Source organism: Chryseobacterium sp. Chry.R1 (assembly GCF_039645525.1).
GTDB classification, from domain to species: Bacteria; Bacteroidota; Bacteroidia; order Flavobacteriales; family Weeksellaceae; genus Chryseobacterium; species Chryseobacterium proteolyticum.
This window is the reverse complement of sequence record NZ_CP151793.1, coordinates 3,455,430-3,475,814: the sequence shown is the minus strand read 5'-3', so window position 1 is coordinate 3,475,814 and position 20,385 is coordinate 3,455,430. Positions and strand designations below refer to the sequence as shown.

Below are 20,385 nucleotides of genomic sequence, written 5' to 3'. Positions count from 1 at the left end.
AAACAAAAATATGAAATCAATATTAATAATGTTCGCAATATCGTATGCAGGGCTGGCCCACGCACAGATAGCCATTCAAAAAGAAATGGCCGATGAAGATGGTCTCCTTGATTTTGCAGAAAATACAACCAATGGCATTTTGCTGCCGATTGTAGAAACTCTTCCCGGAAATGCAGTAGCCGGTACACTTTTGATGGATAAAAATGATAAAACTTTAAAAATGAATACGGGAACTGAATGGGCCTCGTTGAGCGATGCTGGAAGTATTGCAGACGCTACTTTTAATGTAAATCCTGAGCTAAGCGGAACTAACAGAATAATTATAGGGGCAGCCGGAACGAACGCACCTGGCGTACTTGTATTGGAATCTTCTGACAAGGCACTGATATTACCTAAAATAGCAACTCCGCATACCTCGGTCAAAAATCCATATCCGGGAATGATTTGCTATGATACAGCAAGTAAGACATTAGCTGTATTTGATGGATTAAAATGGAGTTATTGGAAATAAAGTAGTATTTCATTTATATTTTTTAGCGGTCTCAAAGTGAACTATAGAAGGATAATTTATGCCCTTATTTTATTTAAATAGTTTTACTCAGGACCGCTTTTATTTTGTAAATAATACTTTTTTGAACTAGTTCAAATGTTATTAATAATCCTCCTTATAATTTTGTACCATCAATTTTATAACAAATGAAAAATAAAATCGAAAAAACGCTGACGATATGTATGATATTCTTTATACTATTTTCTGCCAGAGCACAACAAAATAACATGACAATGGAAAACACGGCATTATTAATCATCGATGTACAAAACGATTATTTTCCCGGAGGAAAAATGGTTTTAGAAGGGGCAGAAACTGCAGGTAAAAATACCAGTAAGGTGTTGGAATACTTTAGGAAAAATAATCTGCCTGTTATTCATATTAAACATATAGCAACCAATGAAGGAGCTGATTTTTTCCTTCCGCACACAAAGGGTGCTGAAATTCATAACCTGGTTTTACCAAAAGGGAATGAGAAAGTAATCATCAAACATTTTCCAAATAGCTTCAGAGAAACAGAACTTCTTGCCTATTTAAAAGAGAATAACATTAAAAATTTAATTATCACCGGAATGATGACCGATGTATGTGTGGAATCTACTACAAGAGCAGCTTTTGATCTGGGTTTTAGTAATACGATTGTGGGGGATGCAACGGCAACAAAGAACAGGGAGCTGGATGGAGAAATTATAAAAGCAGCAGATATTCAGAAATCTTTTCTGGCGGGTATTTCTTCATTAGGAAATTTATACAGCAGAATCATAAGTACAGAGGATTTGCTGGAAAGTAAATAAGATTAGTTTAAAATAAGGATACCGGTCATAATATCGGTATCTTTATGTTTTAATTTTATACGATGTCTGACCTACTTTATCATTACATCAAGCAATATGTCGATTTTTCTGAGGATGAATTTAAAAGATTTTCCGAATCTTTTAATAAAGTTCAATTTCAGAAAAATGATTTTGCACTGAAAGAGGGAAATTACTGTCTTTTTGAAGGGTTTGTTACAAGCGGCTGTTTTAAAGTGTACTATCTCAACGAAAAAGGGATGGAGCAAACATTATATTTTGCAGTGGAAGGATGGTGGATTACGGATATAGATAGTATGATCAATCGTGTTCCCAGTATCTTAAATATTCAAGCGTTGGAAAATAGTGAAGTTCTTATGGTTTTAAAAGAAAATAAAGAACATCTTTACAAAACCATTCCCTGGGTAGAGAAGCTTTTCAGAATCATGAATCAAAGGTCTTCAGTGGCACTACAGAGAAGGATTCTTTCTTTGACCGGTAAGACGGCAGATCGGCGATATCTTGAATTCCTTGAAAAATACCCTGGTCTCGAACAGAAAATTACACAGCAACAGGTCGCATCATATCTTGGTATCACCCATGAATTTTTAAGTAAAATAAGGAAAAAAATGAGCCTTCAAAAATAGACAGACTCAATGACCTGTATAGCTTTTTTTCATTCTTATAATCGTAGTTTTTAGTTTTAAATTTTCTTTAACGTTTTGTGGCTTATTAAGAATAATTCAAAATAAGTAATATAGGCTTTAAAATGATAAAAAACATCTTTTTTTATCGACCTTTTACTTAATCATGCTTATTTTTGCATGTCAAGTAAAATAAATCATGAAGAAGATCCAAGATATTCTTATTTCAACCAGAACAATGGCGGTTTTGCTGTTGGTCTTTGCATTTGCCATGGCATATGCAACGTTTCTCGAAAACGATTATGGAACCCCTACGGCGAAAGCATTAATTTATGAAGCAAAATGGTTTGAGCTGATCATGGTATTGCTGATCTTAAATTTCATCGGAAATATCGGCAGATATAGACTTTGGAAAAGAGAGAAGTGGCCGGTTTTGGTTTTTCACCTTGCATTTGTCTTCATTTTTATCGGGGGAGCTATTACAAGGTATGTGAGTTTTGAAGGAACTATGCATATCAGGGAAGGAGAAACCTCTAATGAAATAGTTACGGATAAAAACTTCTTTAAGATTCAGATTGAAGAGAAGGGAGATGTGCTTAACTACCAGGATATTCCTTATCTGATGTCTCCTTTGCACAAAGATTTCAGCGCAACTTATGACTTTCACGGAAAAGAAGTAAAGATTTTTGCCAAAGAATATATTCAAAGAAAAAAAGACAGTCTTGTGGCCGACCCAAGTGGTACTGAATACCTTCACTTGGTTTCAACGGGGCAAACCGGAAGACAGAATATCTACATCAAGCCAGGTGAAACAAAATCCATTAATGGAACGCTTGTTACTTTTAACAGAGCGATTGAAGGAGCTGTGGAATTTAAAAATGAAGGAGGGAAACTATTTGTTAAAACTCCTGTTGATGCAACGTATATGACGATGGCAACTCAGGCGACCGGAAATACAAAGAAGGATGAATTCCAACCTTTGGCATTGAGAAGTTTATATAGCATCAATGATCTGAAATTGGTTGTTCCTGAAGGTTTAAGAAAAGGAAAACTGATAGCGATTGAAGGAGACAGAAAGAAAGATCAGGCAGTTCCTGATATGCTGAAAATAGAAATCCAGGGTCCTAAAACAAAACAGTTGGTTGAACTATCTGTAGAAAAAGGAAATCCGAATGCATTCAAGCAGATCTCGATGGATGGATTGAATATCATGGCAGGTTTTGGTCCTAAAGTATACAACACTCCTTTTGCACTGAAACTGGACGACTTTGTAATGGAAACATATCCGGGAAGTTCTTCGCCAAGTGCTTATGAAAGTCATGTGAAGATCATTGACGGAGGTAAGCAGACACCTTATAAAATCTATATGAACCACGTTCTGAACCACGGAGGATACCGTTTTTTCCAGGCTAGTTTTGATCCGGACAGAATGGGAACTGTATTGTCAGTGAACCATGATTTCTGGGGAACTTTAATTTCTTATATCGGATATACATTCTTGTTTTTAGGTATGTTTTTAATTTTCTTCTGGAAAGGATCTCACTTCTGGAAATTAAATAAAATACTGACTGATGTCAATAAGAAAAGAGCCACCATGGTTGTTCTATTGTTGCTAAGTTTAGGCTTAAATGCCCAAAAAATTGAAACCCATGGAACAACTGACGGAAGCAGAGAGCACATCCATGTAGAAGGCGATGATCACGCTCATGCACAGGCTTCCCAAATGGGACAGACGGAAACTGCTCCGCGACAAAATTCTCTGGCAGCTCCATTTTCTAAAATGAGATTAATTTCTGCAGATGAAATCATCGCTAGAAACAAAATAAGCAAGGAACATGCAGATAAATTCGGATATCTTTTGGTACAGAATTTTGAAGGAAGAATTGTTCCGATCAATACTGAAGCTCTTGATGTTTTAAGAAAGCTTTATAAAAAAGACGAATTTAAAGGAACGGATGGAAAATACCTTACTGCAAATCAGTGGTTTTTATCCATTAACACCGACACTCCTAGCTGGACAATGGTTCCTATCATTAAAGTAGGTTCTAAAGGAGGAGATGAGCTGAAGAACAAAACCAAGGCTGATGAAGATGGTTATACTTCCCTGATGAATTTGTTTCCTGCGGATGCTAACGGTAACCTTACCTATATCCTTGAGCATGACTATAACATTGCTTTCCGTAAAAAACCGGCTGAGCAAACCAATTATGATAAAGAAGTTATTTCTGTAAATGAAAGAGTTCAGATCTTCAATGAATTTTTCAGCGGGCAATTTATGAGAATTGTGCCTGTGAAAAATGATCCGAACCACACATGGCATTCATGGCTAGACCAGAAATTTGAACCGGATATGGAATCTCAACAGGTAATGGGACCTTATTTTGCTGAAGCATTAGCTGCTCAGAAAACAGGAGACTGGAGAAAAGCAGATACTCAATTGGCAAGACTTTCAGAATACCAGCAAAAATGGGGTAAAAGTGTAGTTCCGGCTAAATCTAAAGTTGATCTGGAGGTATTCATGAATAAAGTGAATATCAACTTTAAACTCCTGATTTTCTATACACTGATAGGAGGGCTATTACTGATTTTAGGTTTTGTTGAATTATTCAAGCCTAATAAGATATTGAACAAGATCATCAAGGTGATTATTGTGTTAGGTCTGGTAGGATATATATTCCATTTCCTTGGATTAGTGGCAAGATGGTATATTTCCGGGCATGCACCATGGAGTAATGGTTATGAAGCAATCATTTTCATTTCATGGGTAGGTATTTCAGCCGGATTGTTATTGTATAGAAATTCCAATGCTTTGATTCCTGCAGCCGGATTTATGGTAGCGGTTATTATGATGGGATTTGCTCACGGAGGATCTGCTCTTGATCCGCAGATCACACCATTAGTACCTGTATTAAAATCATACTGGCTGATTGTGCACGTAGCAATCATTACATCGAGTTATGGATTCTTTGCCCTGTCGATGATTATTGCTGTCATATCACTGGTATTCTATATTATTTCGAGTAAAGAAACATACAAAATTCATCATGATACTACTTTAAAAGAGCTGGTTATTGTTTCTGAGATGTCTCTTACTATAGGTTTGTTTGCTTTAACGGTAGGGAACTTTTTAGGAGGAATCTGGGCGAATGAGTCATGGGGTAGATATTGGAGCTGGGATCCTAAAGAGACATGGGCATTTATATCTATCATGGTATACGCTTTTGTGTTACATATGAGATTGGTACCCGGATTAAGAAGCAAGTGGGCGTTCCATGTAGCAACAATGTTCGCTTTCTGCTCAATGGTTATGACCTATTTTGGAGTTAATTATTATTTAACGGGACTTCACTCGTATGCAGCAGGAGATCCGGTACCAGTACCGGCTTGGGTATATATCGGACTTTCAGTAATGATATTATTGTCTGCAGCTTCTTACTTTAAGTTTAAAATGCTGAACAAAAAATAAGCGTAAATACATACACATACTAAATCCCGGAACGATAGTTTTCGGGATTTTTCTTTGTCTTTAAGGCAAACGGAATTAGGTATTATTACTAAGTAAAAAATTTTAAGATTATCATTTTTAATTCAAAACTTATTTATAACTTTATGATATCAAAATAATATCATTTTAAATTAATACCTATATGGAAAAAATCTTAAAACCTATGTCCGGCTACTTAACCCTTGTTATTTGTTTGGGTTTATTTATAGCTGCAGTTTACTTCTTCATCAGCGGAGTAGATCAGAGTATTACTTATGTTGTTTTAGCCATGCTTTGTTTTCTGACTTCATGTTTTTTCTTAAAAGGCCTGATGATCATTCAGCCTAATCACTCAAGAGTATTGAATTTCTTTGGAAAATATGTAGGAACAGTGAAAGATAACGGACTGTTCTTTATCAATCCATTATACTCATCCCAGAAAATGTCGCTTCGTTCCGAGAATTTGCAGGGACAAACATTAAAAGTGAATGATAAAATGGGTAACCCAATCGAAATTGCTGTTGTCATCGTATGGAAAGTAGGGGATACCTATAAAGCAGCTTTTGATGTAGAACGTTATTCTGATTTTGTAAAAATGCAGAGTGAGGCAGCGGTACGTCACCTGGCTATGAGCTTTCCTTATGATAATTTAGAAGATGATCATGCACCAATTACTTTAAGAGAGGGTGGTGACAAGATCAATTCTATTCTTGAGCAGGAGCTTACTGATCGTCTTTCTAAAGCCGGAATTATAATCCAGGAGGCCAGAATATCACACTTGGCTTATGCATCCGAAATCGCAGGTGCCATGCTTCAGAGACAGCAGGCTACAGCTATCGTTGCAGCAAGAACAAAAATTGTGGAGGGCGCGGTAGGAATGGTTGATCTGGCATTGAAAAAACTTTCGGCAGAGAACATCGTAGAGTTGGATGATGAGAGAAAAGCTGCAATGGTGAGTAATCTGATGGTCGTTCTTTGTGGTGAGAAGGCAGCAACTCCGGTTCTTAATGCAGGAACCTTATACAATTAAAACTTCTTTTTGGTTAAAGAATCGACCTGAAACCATAGGCGATCTTATCATGAAATTTAAAAGTAAAAAATGAAATCTCAAAAATTTCAAAATTCTTCTGAAAGCACTCAAAAAGGCAAAAAATCCTTTGTGATAAGGATAGAAGAATCGACGTATAAACTTCTTGAGAAATGGGCGAATGATGAGTTCAGGAGTGTAAACGGACAAATTGAGTATTTGCTTCATCAGAGCCTTCTCGAGTCAGGAAGAAAGAAAAAGGAATAGCGATGGAATAGCTAAAAGGCAAAATTGCTAAGTTTAATAATTGTGAAGGAATTGAAAGCTGGAACTTTGACAGCTTTTGATTTCCTGCACTGTAAAACAATCTTTCTAAGGAAAATAAAATCAGGATTAGGGATAAGTATATTAATAATGAAAATATAAATCTTAAATTATAGATAAAAGTACTATTTTAGAGTGATAAAGTAATGAACTACTCCAAATAATATTTTCAGTATAAACATAAAGCAATATGGTGAAAAAGACATTTTTCTTATTCGTAATACTATTTTCAACAAAATCCTTCGCCCAAGAGCAATATAAATTTTCAAATGATATTGAAAATGACATCCAGAATGATAAAAATGGAGACGATTTCAGATATCAGGTGGGAGCAATGAAATATTCCGTTTCGAACTATTACATTAAGGGTTTACAAACCTGGGATAAACTTGGACGTAAAAGAAAAAAAATATCTAAAGATGACAGTTTGAAATTAGTAAAGCTTAAAGTTGAAAATGCTAAAAACTATATTTTAGACCAAACAAAAAAAGAGCAAATAGTAATTCTTAATGAAGCACATCATTACGCAAGTCATAGAACATTTGCAACATCCCTCTTAAAAGGACTTTATGAAAACGGTTATCGATATTTGGGCTTGGAAGCTATTGGAGATGATTCAATAAATGTTAGAAAGTTTCCTACAACAAAAAGTGGTTTTTACACCTCTGAACCACAATTTGGTAGTTTTATTAAAACAGCTTTAGATCTGGGTTTTACTCTCTTTAAATATGAAGCAGTACAAGGAGAAAACGGAAAAGACAGAGAGATAAAACAAGCGGATAACATCTATAAATTTATGCAGGAAAATAAAAATGGAAAATATATTATTTACTGCGGTTATGGGCACGCATATGAAGGAAAAGATCCATATTGGGAAAAAACCATGGCAGGAAGACTTTCCGACTTAACAAAAATCAACCCATTTACAATTGACCAAACAGAGTTTTCTGAAAAAAGTGTTACCGAACGTAATAGTCCACTATTAAAAATTATAAAGGGGAAGGATCCTGTCGTTTTGCTGGACGAAAATAACAAGGCATTCAAAGGAAGTCAAATTGAACCTTTTACGGATATAAAAGTGGTTCATCCCGTTACAACATATATCAAAGATAGACCTTGTTGGATGCTTAATGAAAACCGGAAACTTTATGAAGTACCAAAATCAAAGATTAAAAGTTATCCTTCTTTAATTTTTGCCTATAGAAAAGGAGAGTTTGACAATAATGGTGTTCCTGCGGATATGATAGAATTACAGAGTGATAAAGACTCAGGATATCTTATTCTGGATAAAGGAGGTTATGATATTATAGTAAAAGATAAAACATATAATGTAACCAATAGGTTTGATAGCTCAATAGAATAGATAGTAACTGTACCAGTTGCCAACTTATCATTAGCTTTTAGTTAAACTTCCAAAAAAAGAAAGCAGAGAAATTTTCTCTGCTTTTTTTTAATAATACACACTATTAATCGAATAGAGCGGTAAAATAATTGCTGATGATAGTCCAGAAATTTTTTCCGAGAAAATAGATAAGGGTAGACGTAATAATCCCTTTTACGGTAAAGAATATAATCCCTCCGATCCCAAAACGCTTAACCCATTGTTTCCATTTTGAAGTATTCTCTTTTACAGGCTGCTCGTCTAGTGGTTTATTATTTTCCATTTCCGAAATTAAACTATTGATATGACAAAGATAGGTATGTTTATAATTAGTCCAAATAAAAACGTTATGAAAATTAATTTTTTGCGGTTCGCATAATATTTTTATCTTTAGAGAAAACGAAAAGGAATATTTTATGTCTAAAAAAGTCAAGGATTTCGGTATCGAGAAATCCCTAAAAAATCTAGGTATTAAAGATGACAACAAAGGAACTTCTGTAGGGGGGAAATACTTTGCATCGGGGAAAGTAATTGAAAGTTATTCTCCTGTTGATGGAAAATTAATTGCTAAAGTAAAAACATCGAATGAAGGTGATTATGAAAAGGTAATTCAGTCTGCTCAAAAGGCTTTTCAGGAATTCAGGTTAATCCCGGCACCTAAAAGAGGGGAAATCGTAAGACAATTAGGTCTAAAACTAAGAGAATATAAAGATGATTTGGGAAAACTTGTTTCGTATGAAATGGGAAAGTCCCTGCAGGAAGGTCTTGGTGAAGTTCAGGAGATGATTGATATCTGTGATTTTGCGGTTGGTCTATCAAGACAGCTTCATGGATATACGATGCATTCTGAAAGACCAGGTCACAGAATGTACGAACAATATCACCCACTAGGGATTGTGGGAATCATTACGGCTTTTAACTTTCCGGTAGCTGTTTGGGCTTGGAATACAGCATTATCATGGATTTGTGGGAATGTTACGATCTGGAAGCCTTCCGAAAAAACACCTTTCTGTGCAATTGCATGTCAAAATATTTTAGCAGAAGTTCTTAAAGAAAATAATCTTTTTGAAGGGATTTCAAGTGTATTGGTTTCAGATCATGAGATCGGGCAAAAATTAGTTGAAGATAAGCGCGTTTCTTTAATTTCGTTTACAGGTTCTACGAGAGTAGGAAGAATGGTTTCTTCTAAAGTAGCAGAGAGATTTGGAAAATCAATCCTTGAGCTAGGTGGAAATAACGCCATCATTATCTCTAAAGATGCTGATCTTGATATGTCTATCATTGGGGCTGTATTTGGAGCTGTAGGAACTGCAGGACAAAGATGCACATCTACAAGAAGACTGATCATTCATGAAAGCGTTTACGATGAAGTGAAAAACAGATTGGTAAAAGCATACGGACAGCTGAAAATAGGAAACCCGTTAGATGAATCCAATCATGTGGGACCATTGATCGATACCGGTGCTGTTACCCAATACGAAGAATCAATAAAAAAATGTAAAAAAGAAGGCGGTAAATTCATCGTTGAAGGCGGTGTTCTAAGCGGTAAAGAATATGAGTCAGGATGCTATGTAAAACCATGTATCGCGGAAGTAAAAAACTCATACGAGATTGTGCAGCATGAAACTTTTGCACCAATTCTTTATTTGATCAAATACAAAACTCTTGACGAAGCCATCGCTATTCAAAATGATGTTCCTCAGGGATTGTCTTCTGCAATTATGACCCAAAACTTAAGAGAGGCAGAATTATTCCTTTCCCATGCGGGTTCAGATTGTGGAATTGCCAATGTAAATATCGGAACTTCAGGTGCTGAAATCGGCGGAGCTTTCGGTGGTGAAAAAGAAACAGGAGGAGGTAGAGAATCCGGTTCTGACGTTTGGAAATACTATATGAGAAGACAAACAAATACCATCAATTATACTACAAACCTTCCTTTGGCACAAGGGATTAAATTTGATATTTAATAAAAAAACAACATTTAAATCATTTTAAGATTTAAGAATTTAAAAATTAATACCCATGAATGCTTAAACCTTTTAATCATTCAATTTTTAAATCACATCAAAATATTATGGAACAAACAATTGATATAAAAGCAAATAAAGTTAAAGAAACAGTAGGGAAACATGTACTTGCAGATGGTTTTGATTTCGTTATGGATATCGAAAAATCTCATGGATCATGGTTATATGACAAACTTACTGACAGAGAATTTTTGGATATGTTTTCTATGTTCGGTTCAGGATCTATAGGATACAATCACCCTTATCTTGTAAGTAAATCAGATTGGCTAGGTAAAATGGCGGTTAATAAGCCTACCCTGGCAGATGTTTATTCTGAGGAGTATGCTCATTTTTTAGAAGTTTTTGAAAGAGTGGTTATTCCGGAAGAATTGCAATATGCGTTTTTTATTGAAGGGGGAACATTAGGTGTTGAAAATGCAATGAAGGCATGTTTCGACTGGAAAACCCGCAAAAATTTTGCTAAAGGACTTCAGACAGAAGCCGGAATTTGTATTCACTTCAGACAGGCATTTCATGGAAGAAGCGGTTATACTTTAAGCCTAACCAATACTTCCGATCCAAGAAAGTATCAATATTTCCCGATGTTTGAATGGCCAAGAATCCTTAATCCAAAATTAAGCTTTCCTATTACAGAGGAAAATCTTGAAGAGACCATTAAAAATGAAAGAATGGCGTTATTGCACATCGAAGAGGCAATTCTTTCCAATCCTGATAAAGTGGCATGCATTATCATTGAGCCGATCCAGGCAGAAGGAGGAGATAATCACTTCAGGGATGAATTTTTCGTTGAACTAAGAAAGCTGTGTGATCATAATGAGATCCTGCTGATTTTTGATGAAGTTCAGACAGGTATTGGAATTACCGGAAAAATGTGGGCTTTCCAACATTTTACGGCTAAGCCGGACATTATTTCTTTTGGTAAAAAAGCACAGGTTTGTGGTGTTTTAGCAAATAAAGAAAAATTTGATGAAGTTGCGAACAATGTTTTCAGAGAGAGTTCAAGAATCAATTCTACATTCGGAGGAAACTTTATAGACATGCTCCGTTTTCAATTGGTTATGGAAGTGATCGAAAAAGAAAACCTTGTTGAGAATGCTAAGGAGGTTGGAGAATATCTATTGGAAGGGTTGCAAAATCTGGCTCAGAAATATCCTGAAAAGATTTCCAATGCAAGAGGAAGAGGATTGATGTGTGCAGTAGATTTACCTTCCGGAGGACAAAGAAATCTTTTAGTAAATGAACTTTTCAAAGATGGATTAATAATTTTACCATGCGGTGATCAATCCGTTCGTTTCAGGCCACATTTGAATGTTTCGAGAGAAGAAATTCAATTGGCTCTCGATAAAATTGAAAATAATATTAACAAAATTTAAAACGGTGTATTTGTGATTTAGGAAAAATCTTACTATATTTAGATATTCAAAAAAGGATAAAATATGGAAAGAAGTACGAGAGTATCAGTTTTTGAAAGTGATAATCCTTCAGAAATTCAATTGATCAAGTCTAAATTAGATGACGCTCAAATCACAAACACAGTTGAAAATAATTATCTCACTTTTACAACAACGCCAACGGCAACATCGCTAAAGCTCATGGTGGATCTGGAAGATGAGAAAAAAGCATTTGAAATTATTGACACTTATATACAACAAAGTGCAAACCAATAAAACAATTTCATAATTTTAAATTTTACTACTTCGAACCGAAAATTAATTCAATTAATTTTCGGTTTTTTTATTTAAATTTAATGCTAAAGAAATATATAAGGTTGAAAATAATCTTAATTTTCTTTCTTTTAAATCCTGACAACAATTAAGAATCTATGACGCAGCAAATTAAGTTCAGAAAGGCCGAAATTAAAGAGAAAAATATCATCTGGGACATTATCCAGCAATCAATCGAAAGGAGAAGATTGGACGGGAGTACTCAGTGGCAAAATGGTTATCCGAATGAAGATACTATAGAGAGTGATATTTCGAAAGGTTTTGGTTTTGTTCTTACAGTAGATGATGTTATTGCCGTTTATGTTGCCCTGATATTTAATGACGAGCCTGCTTATAGCACCATTGATGGGGCATGGCTTAGTTACGGTGAGTTTGTTGTTGTTCACCGTGTAGCTGTTTCCGAAGAGTTTGCCGGACAGGGACTCGTAAAAAAACTATTTGATCATATAGAAAATTACACAAAAAGCCAGGGGGTATTGAGTGTAAAAGTAGACACTAATTATGATAATATTGCCATGCTGAAGATTCTTGAAAAGCAAGGTTATTCCTATTGCGGTGAAGTAGTTCTTGCCGGAGGAGTCCGAAAAGCATTCGAGAAGATTATAATTTGAGCGAAAGGTTAAATCCTTTTCCATTGAATTTTTAAAACGCTATATATTTATAAACTCTATTGCGTTTGTTCGTTTAGTTCTGAACTAATTTATACTTTTGCTCAAATTTGTATATTATGCATAAAAGTATAGAAGTTGATGAAAAAATTTTTCAGGATGCCGTAAAATTCTATGGTACCAACCTGAATATTCCTCCATTAGCTTCAAAAATATATGCTTATCTCATCTTCGATTTTGAAAAAGTAGGAATTACTTTTGACGAATTTGTAGAAGTGCTCTCAGCCAGTAAAAGTTCCGTTTCCACCAGTATTTCATTATTACTCAACTCTCAGCTTATTGTCGACCATAATAAGATCGATGAGAGGAAGCGGTATTTCTTTATCAATGATGAGCATATGAAGATAAGGTTTGAAAAAATTCTCCAGAAATTACAGGATGAACTAAAACTACTAGACGATTTAAATAACTTTAGAAAGGTACACGATGAACATTACAATGAAAAACTTAGTATTTATAAGGCGCTGTTGAATAAAAACATTTCAAATATTCAGGAATCTATTAATAAACTATAATTTAAAATGACAAATAAACTATTCATACTTTCTGTTGCAGCTATCTCACTGACGGCCTGCAAAAAAGAAGCTCCAAAACAGGATGGTGCAAAACCTTACCCTGTAATTTCGGTGGAACAAAAGAATATCGTAGGATACCAGACATTCCCTGCCAGCATACAAGGTAGAGTAAATAATGATGTAAGGGCTAAAATTCAGGGATATATTACTCAACTATTAGTAGACGAAGGGCAATATGTAACCAAAGGACAACCTTTATTCCGTCTTGAAACGAATATACTTACTGAAAATGCAGCTGCTGCAAAGGCAGGTATTGGTGCTGCTGAATCAACGGTGGCTGCTGCACAGGCTTCGGTAAATGCAGCTCAGGTGGAAGTGAATAAACTTAAACCTCTGGTTGCTAAGAATATCATCAGTAACGTACAGCTTCAAACAGCACAGGCTAACCTGGCTCAGGCTCAGGCACAGCTTCAGCAGGCGGTTGCTTCAAAACGTCAGGCGACAGCCAATTACAAAGGGGTAGAAGCTAATATCGAATATTCTATTATTCGCGCACCTATTTCGGGAGTTGTTGGAAAACTTCCTTTAAAAGTGGGTAGCTTGGTAGGACCTACTGATCAGACTCCTTTAACGACAATTTCAGATACTTCCGAGGTCTTCGCCTATTTTTCGATGAACGAAAAAGAATATTTCAACTTTTTGGAGAAATCTGTAGGAGCTACAATGCCTGAGAAAATCAAAAATCTTCCTATGGTTGATTTACAGCTGGCTAATGGAAGTATTTATCCTGAAAAAGGGAAGATCGAAGCTATTACAGGACAAATTGATCCCACTACAGGAACCATTCAGTTCAGAGTAGCATTTTCAAATGCCCAAAAGTTACTTAGCAACGGGAACAGTGGAACAATAAGGTTACCTAAAGCGTATGATAGCGTTTTAGTTGTTCCGGAAAGTGCAACATACGAACAACAGGGAATTGTTTATGTGTATAAAGTTGAAAAGGATACTGCTAAAAATGTAGTAGTAAATGTAATTGACAGAATTGACAACATGGCGTTAATAAAATCAGGAATAAATAAAGGAGAAACTATAGTGGCAGCAGGTATCGGTGGTTTGAAATCCGGAACTCCTGTAAAGCCGAAACCTATAAAAATGGATAGCCTCGTTCAATCTATAAAACCGAAATTCTAATGATAAAAAACTTTATTAACAGACCGGTTTTATCCACTGTTATTTCAATATTAATTGTTATACTCGGTGTTTTAGGCCTTATTTCATTGCCTGTTACCCAATACCCGGACATTGCACCTCCTACAGTGAGTGTTACAGCAAACTATACGGGAGCTAATGCGGAGACGGTGATGAAAAGTGTGGTAGTTCCTTTGGAGGAACAGATTAACGGGGTAGAAGGAATGGATTATATCACCTCTTCTGCAGGAAACGATGGATCTGCCAATATCCAGGTTTTCTTTAAGCAGGGGATTGATCCGGATATTGCAGCGGTAAACGTACAGAACCGTGTTACAAGAGCAACACCATTACTTCCAAGTGAAGTAACCCGTTCAGGGGTTGTAACTCAGAAGCAGCAAACCAGTGCTTTGATGTATATGTCTTTCTATTCCGAAAATAAGGATCTCGATGACGTTTATCTTCAAAATTTCCTGAATATTAACATTATTCCTAATATCAAAAGGATTAATGGAGTTGGAGATGCTCAGGTTTTCGGTGGGAAAAACTATTCGATGAGAATATGGTTGGATCCTGCGAAAATGGCAGCCTATGGAGTAACACCGGATGATGTTACAGCGGCTATTAATGAGCAGAGTAGAGAAGCAGCAGCTGGATCCATCGGACAAAACAGTGGTAGTTCTTTTGAATACATTATTAAATATGTAGGGAAATTCAACGAGAAATCTCAATATGATAACATCATTATCAAGTCTCTTGCCGATGGCCAGAATCTGATGCTTAAAGATGTTGCCAAAGTTGAATTGGCTGGGCAATCTTATACCGGAATTGGGGAGAATGGAAATAATCCTTCCATCAGTATGGGATTCTTTCAGACACCAGGTTCCAATGCTCAAGACATTATTAAGAATATTAAAGCATACTTAAAAGCATCAGAGGGAAGTTTTCCTAAAGGGATAAAATATACTTTCAACTTTGACACGAATGAGTTCCTTGATGCCTCTATTGATAAGGTTGTTCATACCTTAATTGAAGCATTTATTCTGGTATTCATTGTAGTGTATATTTTCTTACAGGATTTCAGATCTACTTTGATTCCGGCTATTGCAGTTCCGGTATCTATTGTGGGAGCATTCTTCTTCCTGAATTTGTTTGGATATTCACTCAACCTTTTAACCTTATTCGCGTTAGTACTTGCTATTGGTATTGTAGTGGATGATGCCATTGTCGTCGTCGAGGCCGTTCATGCTAAGATGGAGCATGGTATTTCCGATGCTAAAAAGGCTACCGTAGAAGCGATGGATGAGATTACAGGAGCAATTATTTCAATTACATTGGTAATGGCATCCGTATTTATTCCGGTAACTTTTATTACCGGTCCGACAGGGGTATTCTATCAGCAGTTTGGTATTACACTTATCGTAGCGATCATCATTTCGGCAATCAATGCATTAACGTTAAGTCCGGTTTTATGTTCACTATTCCTAAAACCTCATTCTGAGCATCACCAGGAATACAAGAATATGAATATCCTTCAGAAGTTCTTCTATAAATTCAATATAGCATTTAGAACAACCACTGAACGTTACGGAAGAGGATTTGTTTTCTTATTAAGACATAAATGGGTTACCCTGATCATCTTTGCCATTACAGGAGGAATTTTATTCTGGGCAAGTTCAACGATGAAAAAAGGATTCGTTCCTACTGAAGACCGTGGAATTATCTTTACCGATGTGCAGCTTCCTCCGGGATCATCTATGGAAAGGACCTATAATGCATTGAAAACATTACAGGCTAACGCAATGAAAATTCCAGGAGTCCAAAACGTTACCATTTCTACCGGTAGAGGTTTCTTATCCGGAAACGGAAGTAATAATGGTCTTGCCTTTATTAAATTAAAACCTTTTGATGAAAGGAAAAAAGATAATTTAACCTCTGAAGATATTACGAAAAAACTATTTGGAATTTCAGGGAAAGTGCCGGATGCCAAAGTCGTATTCTTTCAGCCACCAAGTGTACCAGGTTTTGGTAACAGTGCAGGATTTGAGATGGTATTGCTGGATAAATCCGGTGGTGAATATACAGCGCTTGATGATAAAACTAATGAATTCATCGGTAAGCTTATGGAAAGACCCGAGATAGAGTTTGCACAGACCTCGTTCAATACAAAGTACCCGCAATATCAAATGGAAATTAATGTTCCTTTGGCAAAACAATTGGGAGTTTCTGTAAACAGCATTCTAAGTACAATGCAGGGATACATCGGAGGGATTTATACAGCTGACTTTACGAAATACGGAAAACAATTCCGAGTAATGGTTCAGGCTCTTCCTGAAAACAGAAAGAACATCGATAATCTTAACGATCTCTATGTAAAAACAGGTTCGGGTATAATGTCTCCTATTTCGCAATTTGTGACATTAGACAAAACATATGGTCCACAGTCTGTAAGTCGTTATAACCTTTTTACATCAGTAAAAATTACAGGGGGTAATTCCCAGGGGTACAGTTCCGGGGATGCTATTACTGCGGTACAGCAGGTAGCGAAAGAAACCCTGAATCAGAATTACGATGTTGAGTTTACCGGATTGACAAGAGAAGAATTAAACTCCGGATCTCAAACCGTATTAATCTTTGGGCTAAGTTTAATTTTTGTTTACTTTATCCTTTCTGCGCAATATGAAAGTTATATTCTTCCGCTGATTGTTGTGATCTCACTTCCATTAGGGGTAATGGGAGCTTATTTTGGACAAAAAATCATGGGCTTGGAAAACAATATCTATTTCCAGATTGCCTTGATCATGTTGGTCGGATTATTGGCTAAAAATGCCATTTTGATTGTTGAATTTGCCGTTCAGAGAAGACATCATGGTGAAACCATTGTCATGTCTGCAATCAATGCTGCGAAGGCAAGATTAAGACCGATTCTGATGACCTCATTTGCCTTTATATTTGGTCTATTACCATTGGTGCTGGCAAGTGGAATCGGGGCGGTAGGAAACAGATCTATTGCAACAGGTGCTGCCATTGGATTATTGATAGGAACAGTATTAGGGCTTATCGTAATTCCTGTATTGTATGTGATCTTTGAAACATTGCAGGAAAAAATCAAACCGATTAAAAGAGAAGACATCAATTTAGCTGAATAAAAATAAAAACCAGAGAGGTAGAAGTAGTAGAAGAATAATTGAATTTCCGATCTTACTTCTAACCTCTGGTTTCTAACTTCCAATTTTTAACAATGAAAAGTTTAATAAACATCATAAAAGGAATAACTTTTTCAGTTTTCATACTGGGAGCCATTTCATCATGTATGGCGAGAAAAGAGTATGAAAGACCGAAAAATGTCGTTGACGAAAAGCTTTTCCGTACTGATATGCTTCCTAAGGACAGTGCAAGTATTGCTGATATCTCCTGGAAAGAAATTTTTACGGATCCCATATTGCAAGGGCATATTTCAAAAGCTTTAGAAAACAATTTAGATATCAGAATTGCATTACAGAGTATTGCCTCTGCCGAAGCTTATCTTAAACAAAGTAAAGCAGCATATCAGCCCACGGTTTCAATCGGGCCCAATTACACGTTTCAAACCCAATCCATCAATACCCAGTTTGGTCAGATCATTGGAGAAAGACGTTATGTAAATCAGTTTGATATTACAGCGACTATAGGTTGGGAAGCGGATATCTGGGGTAAATTAAAAGCTCAGGAAAAAGCTCAGCTTGCTACTTATTTAGGAACAGTTGCCGCACACAAGGCTGTAAAAAGCAGTTTGGTAGCCTCAGTAGCTTCTGCCTATTACCAGCTGCTGACTTTCGATTCGCAGAAAAGAATTATCCAGGAAACCATTGATGTCCGGGAAAAAAATCTTGAAACAACAAAAGCTCTGAAAGAGTCAGGAACGGTAACTGAAGTGGCGGTTCAGCAAAGTGAAGCGTTGGTTTTTAATGCGAAATCTCTACTTATTGATATTGATACTCAAATCCAGTCTTTGGAGAATACAATGAGTCTGCTGATGGGAGAACCTTCTCATGCCATTGAAAGATCAACACTAGAAAGCCAGAGCCTTCCGAAGGATATCAAGCTTGGATATCCGGCTCAATTACTGGCCAACCGTCCGGATGTAATGCGTGCGGAATACAATCTGATGAATGCTTTCGAATTAACCAACTCTGCGAAAGCACAGTTTTACCCTACACTAAAACTTACCGGAACCGGTGGAGTACAGTCTGTAGATATTGATCATTTATTCAGTGTGAATTCGTTATTTGCCAATGTAGTAACAGGATTGGCACAACCTATTCTCAACAGAAGACAGATCAAAACGAATTATGACGTGAGCCTGGCCAATCAGGAAACGGCTTATCTGAATTTTAGAAAAACAGTTCTTACTGCAGGAAAGGAAGTATCTGATGCAATACGGGTATTTGGAGTGCAGGATTCTTTTATTGAACTTAAAAGAAAGGAACTGGACGCGTATAAAAAATCTGTAGATTTTTCTCAGGAATTGGTTAACTATGGTATGGCCAATTACCTTGAAGTGTTGAATGCGAGTGTAAATTCATTGAATGCAGAATTGAATATTTCAAATGCAGAATACAACAAAATGAAAGCTGCAGTTGACTTATACCAGGCACTAGGTGGTGGTTGGAAGTAATTCCTCCGCCACTTTTTAAATAGATCAGACGCATGCAGTTATTGTATGCGTCTTTTTATTGATAACATAAATTACTGTTGATTGATTAAATATATTTGTTTTTATGTAGTTAACTACGTAGTTTTGTACATTAAATAAAAATTATGACATTAGAAATCCAACCTATCGGTAATACTTATTCCGAACAAGTCATAGATTTGATTCTGAATATTCAGCAAAAAGAATTTAATATTCCTATCACGATCGAAGACCAGCCGGATCTTTTGAAGATTGAAAGCTTTTATAGAGAAGGGGGCGGAAACTTTTGGGGCGCTTTTCTGGATAAAGAGTTGGTAGGTACCATTGCTTTAGTTAAATTTGACGAAAAGGCTGCAGCCATTAGAAAGATGTTTGTTAAGAAAGAATTCAGGGGAAAAGAACATCAGATCGCACAAAAATTATTAGATATCCTGATTTCGTATTGCTGGGAAAATAAAATTGAAGAAATTATGCTGGGGACAGTTTCTGTGCTGAATGCGGCCATGCATTTTTATGAACGTAACCGGTTTCAGAAAATTGCCAAAGAAGATCTCCCTTCTTCATTTCCTCTGATGAGTGCTGATAACGTCTTTTATATTCTTAATTTAAATGAGATCTAATGAATGTTATTAACGAATCCGGAATTCTTGCGATATCCACAAGACTGCAAAGGCTAAGTGAACAGCTCCGTAAAGATGGAGCTTTGGTTTATAAGGCATTTGATATTGATTTTGAGCCTAAGTGGTTTCCTGTTATCTTTACACTTTATCATAAACAGCCTCTGAGTGTTGTGGAGCTGGCCAATGAAATAGGGTATACCCATCCCTCTACAATAAGCTTACTTAAAGAACTTGAAAAGGAGAAGATGATTATTTCAAAAAAGGATAAGCAGGATGAAAGAAAACGTTTGATCGGATTAGCACCCAAAGGTCTTGAACTCATCGAAAAAATGAAACCTGTATGGGAACTTATTTCAACTGTTTTGGGAGAAATAGCCGACAATAACAATCACTTATTAAAAGCCATTGATGAAGCAGAAGAAAAACTGGCAAATCAGTCCTTTTTACAACGTGCTTTGCAATTGAAAAATACTAAGTAAAATTTCTGACAGTATTCAATTTTACAGTTAATGCATATGAATAAAATGAATCCTGCACTACGCAGGATTTTTTTGAATTCTGTTTTTTTAATGTTAATGGGCTTTGCAGGCTTTTTTTTATATGATAGATGATGTAAATTTAATCTATTGATATTCTATAAGTTGGCATTAAATTTCAAATTTTATTAAAAAAATCACTTCATAGGGTACAGTATTTGCAGATAACAAAAGCGCACACGCAAATCATGCTTTACATACGATAAATATTAAGGTTTTCCTTAAAATTGA

Annotated in this window: 18 protein-coding genes; 17 read left to right on the top strand and 1 reads right to left on the bottom strand. The window is 36.0% G+C overall.

Annotation, left to right across the window (positions count from 1 at the left end):
• Positions 1-10: 10 nt before the first annotated feature.
• The 7 genes from AAEU33_RS15785 to AAEU33_RS15755 all read left to right on the top strand — a co-directional run bounded on the left by AAEU33_RS15785 (position 11) and on the right by AAEU33_RS15755 (position 8,183).
• Positions 11-511 carry a hypothetical protein gene (locus AAEU33_RS15785; protein WP_345988694.1) on the top strand — a complete coding sequence of 167 codons (501 nt, stop codon included), beginning with the start codon at positions 11-13 and terminating at the stop codon, positions 509-511.
• 185 nt (positions 512-696) lie between these two features.
• Positions 697-1,344 carry a cysteine hydrolase family protein gene (locus AAEU33_RS15780; RefSeq protein WP_345988692.1) on the top strand — a complete coding sequence of 216 codons (648 nt, stop codon included), beginning with the start codon at positions 697-699 and terminating at the stop codon, positions 1,342-1,344.
• 62 nt (positions 1,345-1,406) lie between these two features.
• On the top strand, positions 1,407-1,988 hold the full coding sequence (locus AAEU33_RS15775) for a Crp/Fnr family transcriptional regulator (protein ID WP_345988690.1): 582 nt from the start codon (positions 1,407-1,409) through the stop codon (positions 1,986-1,988).
• Between the two features lie 196 nt (positions 1,989-2,184).
• Positions 2,185-5,451: a cytochrome c biogenesis protein CcsA gene (gene ccsA, locus AAEU33_RS15770; RefSeq protein ID WP_345988687.1), complete on the top strand. Its 3,267-nt coding sequence runs from the start codon at positions 2,185-2,187 to the stop codon at positions 5,449-5,451.
• Between the two features lie 181 nt (positions 5,452-5,632).
• Positions 5,633-6,499 carry an SPFH domain-containing protein gene (locus tag AAEU33_RS15765; RefSeq protein WP_172283094.1) on the top strand — a complete coding sequence of 289 codons (867 nt, stop codon included), beginning with the start codon at positions 5,633-5,635 and terminating at the stop codon, positions 6,497-6,499.
• Positions 6,500-6,568: 69 nt separating this feature from the next.
• Positions 6,569-6,763 carry an Arc family DNA binding domain-containing protein gene (locus tag AAEU33_RS15760; protein ID WP_345988684.1) on the top strand — a complete coding sequence of 65 codons (195 nt, stop codon included), beginning with the start codon at positions 6,569-6,571 and terminating at the stop codon, positions 6,761-6,763.
• A 391-nt stretch (positions 6,764-7,154) separates the two neighbouring features.
• A complete protein-coding gene (locus AAEU33_RS15755; protein WP_345988682.1) occupies positions 7,155-8,183 on the top strand; it encodes a hypothetical protein in 1,029 nt (342 codons plus the stop codon).
• A 103-nt stretch (positions 8,184-8,286) separates the two neighbouring features.
• Here the strand turns inward: AAEU33_RS15755 and AAEU33_RS15750 are convergent, their stop codons facing one another.
• The gene (locus AAEU33_RS15750) at positions 8,287-8,484 is read right to left on the bottom strand and encodes a hypothetical protein (RefSeq protein ID WP_172283065.1); all 198 of its coding nucleotides are present in this window, start codon (positions 8,482-8,484) and stop codon (positions 8,287-8,289) included.
• Between the two features lie 133 nt (positions 8,485-8,617).
• Between AAEU33_RS15750 and AAEU33_RS15745 the strand changes: the two genes are divergently transcribed.
• The 10 genes from AAEU33_RS15745 to AAEU33_RS15700 all read left to right on the top strand — a co-directional run bounded on the left by AAEU33_RS15745 (position 8,618) and on the right by AAEU33_RS15700 (position 20,097).
• Positions 8,618-10,168 (top strand): aldehyde dehydrogenase family protein, encoded by a 1,551-nt coding sequence (locus tag AAEU33_RS15745; protein WP_345988680.1) that lies wholly within the window; start codon positions 8,618-8,620, stop codon positions 10,166-10,168.
• 107 nt (positions 10,169-10,275) lie between these two features.
• Positions 10,276-11,601 (top strand): L-lysine 6-transaminase, encoded by a 1,326-nt coding sequence (lat, locus tag AAEU33_RS15740; protein ID WP_345988678.1) that lies wholly within the window; start codon positions 10,276-10,278, stop codon positions 11,599-11,601.
• A 63-nt stretch (positions 11,602-11,664) separates the two neighbouring features.
• Complete coding sequence (locus tag AAEU33_RS15735) at positions 11,665-11,895, top strand: DUF2007 domain-containing protein (protein WP_172283056.1); 231 nt, start codon at positions 11,665-11,667, stop codon at positions 11,893-11,895.
• A 155-nt stretch (positions 11,896-12,050) separates the two neighbouring features.
• Positions 12,051-12,563, top strand: coding sequence for a GNAT family N-acetyltransferase (locus AAEU33_RS15730; RefSeq protein WP_345988676.1), 513 nt, complete (start codon positions 12,051-12,053; stop codon positions 12,561-12,563).
• A gap of 116 nt (positions 12,564-12,679) precedes the next feature.
• On the top strand, positions 12,680-13,135 hold the full coding sequence (locus tag AAEU33_RS15725) for a transcriptional regulator (protein ID WP_345988674.1): 456 nt from the start codon (positions 12,680-12,682) through the stop codon (positions 13,133-13,135).
• A gap of 6 nt (positions 13,136-13,141) precedes the next feature.
• Positions 13,142-14,326, top strand: a complete 1,185-nt coding sequence (locus tag AAEU33_RS15720) for an efflux RND transporter periplasmic adaptor subunit (protein WP_172283048.1) — start codon at positions 13,142-13,144, stop codon at positions 14,324-14,326.
• Entirely contained in the window at positions 14,326-17,472 is a 3,147-nt protein-coding gene (locus tag AAEU33_RS15715) for an efflux RND transporter permease subunit (protein ID WP_172283046.1), read from the top strand. Before AAEU33_RS15720 ends, AAEU33_RS15715 begins: the two co-directional genes overlap by 1 nt.
• A 92-nt stretch (positions 17,473-17,564) precedes the next feature.
• Positions 17,565-18,980, top strand: coding sequence for a TolC family protein (locus AAEU33_RS15710; protein ID WP_172283044.1), 1,416 nt, complete (start codon positions 17,565-17,567; stop codon positions 18,978-18,980).
• Between the two features lie 143 nt (positions 18,981-19,123).
• Complete coding sequence (locus tag AAEU33_RS15705) at positions 19,124-19,618, top strand: GNAT family N-acetyltransferase (protein ID WP_345988671.1); 495 nt, start codon at positions 19,124-19,126, stop codon at positions 19,616-19,618.
• The gene (locus AAEU33_RS15700; RefSeq protein WP_172283040.1) at positions 19,618-20,097 is read left to right on the top strand and encodes a MarR family transcriptional regulator; all 480 of its coding nucleotides are present in this window, start codon (positions 19,618-19,620) and stop codon (positions 20,095-20,097) included. The genes AAEU33_RS15705 and AAEU33_RS15700 overlap by 1 nt, the downstream gene beginning before the upstream one ends.
• Positions 20,098-20,385: the final 288 nt, after the last annotated feature.

What these genes read in the sequence shown, in the direction of transcription:
- AAEU33_RS15785 (WP_345988694.1), top strand. Translation starts at nt 11, where the DNA reads ATGAAATCAATATTAATAATGTTCGCAATATCGTATGCAGGGCTGGCC.
- AAEU33_RS15780 (WP_345988692.1), top strand. Translation starts at nt 697, where the DNA reads ATGAAAAATAAAATCGAAAAAACGCTGACGATATGTATGATATTCTTT.
- AAEU33_RS15775 (WP_345988690.1), top strand. Translation starts at nt 1,407, where the DNA reads ATGTCTGACCTACTTTATCATTACATCAAGCAATATGTCGATTTTTCT.
- ccsA (WP_345988687.1), top strand. Translation starts at nt 2,185, where the DNA reads ATGAAGAAGATCCAAGATATTCTTATTTCAACCAGAACAATGGCGGTT.
- AAEU33_RS15765 (WP_172283094.1), top strand. Translation starts at nt 5,633, where the DNA reads ATGGAAAAAATCTTAAAACCTATGTCCGGCTACTTAACCCTTGTTATT.
- AAEU33_RS15760 (WP_345988684.1), top strand. Translation starts at nt 6,569, where the DNA reads ATGAAATCTCAAAAATTTCAAAATTCTTCTGAAAGCACTCAAAAAGGC.
- AAEU33_RS15755 (WP_345988682.1), top strand. Translation starts at nt 7,155, where the DNA reads ATGAAATATTCCGTTTCGAACTATTACATTAAGGGTTTACAAACCTGG.
- AAEU33_RS15750 (WP_172283065.1), bottom strand. Translation starts at nt 8,484, where the DNA reads ATGGAAAATAATAAACCACTAGACGAGCAGCCTGTAAAAGAGAATACT.
- AAEU33_RS15745 (WP_345988680.1), top strand. Translation starts at nt 8,618, where the DNA reads ATGTCTAAAAAAGTCAAGGATTTCGGTATCGAGAAATCCCTAAAAAAT.
- lat (WP_345988678.1), top strand. Translation starts at nt 10,276, where the DNA reads ATGGAACAAACAATTGATATAAAAGCAAATAAAGTTAAAGAAACAGTA.
- AAEU33_RS15735 (WP_172283056.1), top strand. Translation starts at nt 11,665, where the DNA reads ATGGAAAGAAGTACGAGAGTATCAGTTTTTGAAAGTGATAATCCTTCA.
- AAEU33_RS15730 (WP_345988676.1), top strand. Translation starts at nt 12,051, where the DNA reads ATGACGCAGCAAATTAAGTTCAGAAAGGCCGAAATTAAAGAGAAAAAT.
- AAEU33_RS15725 (WP_345988674.1), top strand. Translation starts at nt 12,680, where the DNA reads ATGCATAAAAGTATAGAAGTTGATGAAAAAATTTTTCAGGATGCCGTA.
- AAEU33_RS15720 (WP_172283048.1), top strand. Translation starts at nt 13,142, where the DNA reads ATGACAAATAAACTATTCATACTTTCTGTTGCAGCTATCTCACTGACG.
- AAEU33_RS15715 (WP_172283046.1), top strand. Translation starts at nt 14,326, where the DNA reads ATGATAAAAAACTTTATTAACAGACCGGTTTTATCCACTGTTATTTCA.
- AAEU33_RS15710 (WP_172283044.1), top strand. Translation starts at nt 17,565, where the DNA reads ATGAAAAGTTTAATAAACATCATAAAAGGAATAACTTTTTCAGTTTTC.
- AAEU33_RS15705 (WP_345988671.1), top strand. Translation starts at nt 19,124, where the DNA reads ATGACATTAGAAATCCAACCTATCGGTAATACTTATTCCGAACAAGTC.
- AAEU33_RS15700 (WP_172283040.1), top strand. Translation starts at nt 19,618, where the DNA reads ATGAATGTTATTAACGAATCCGGAATTCTTGCGATATCCACAAGACTG.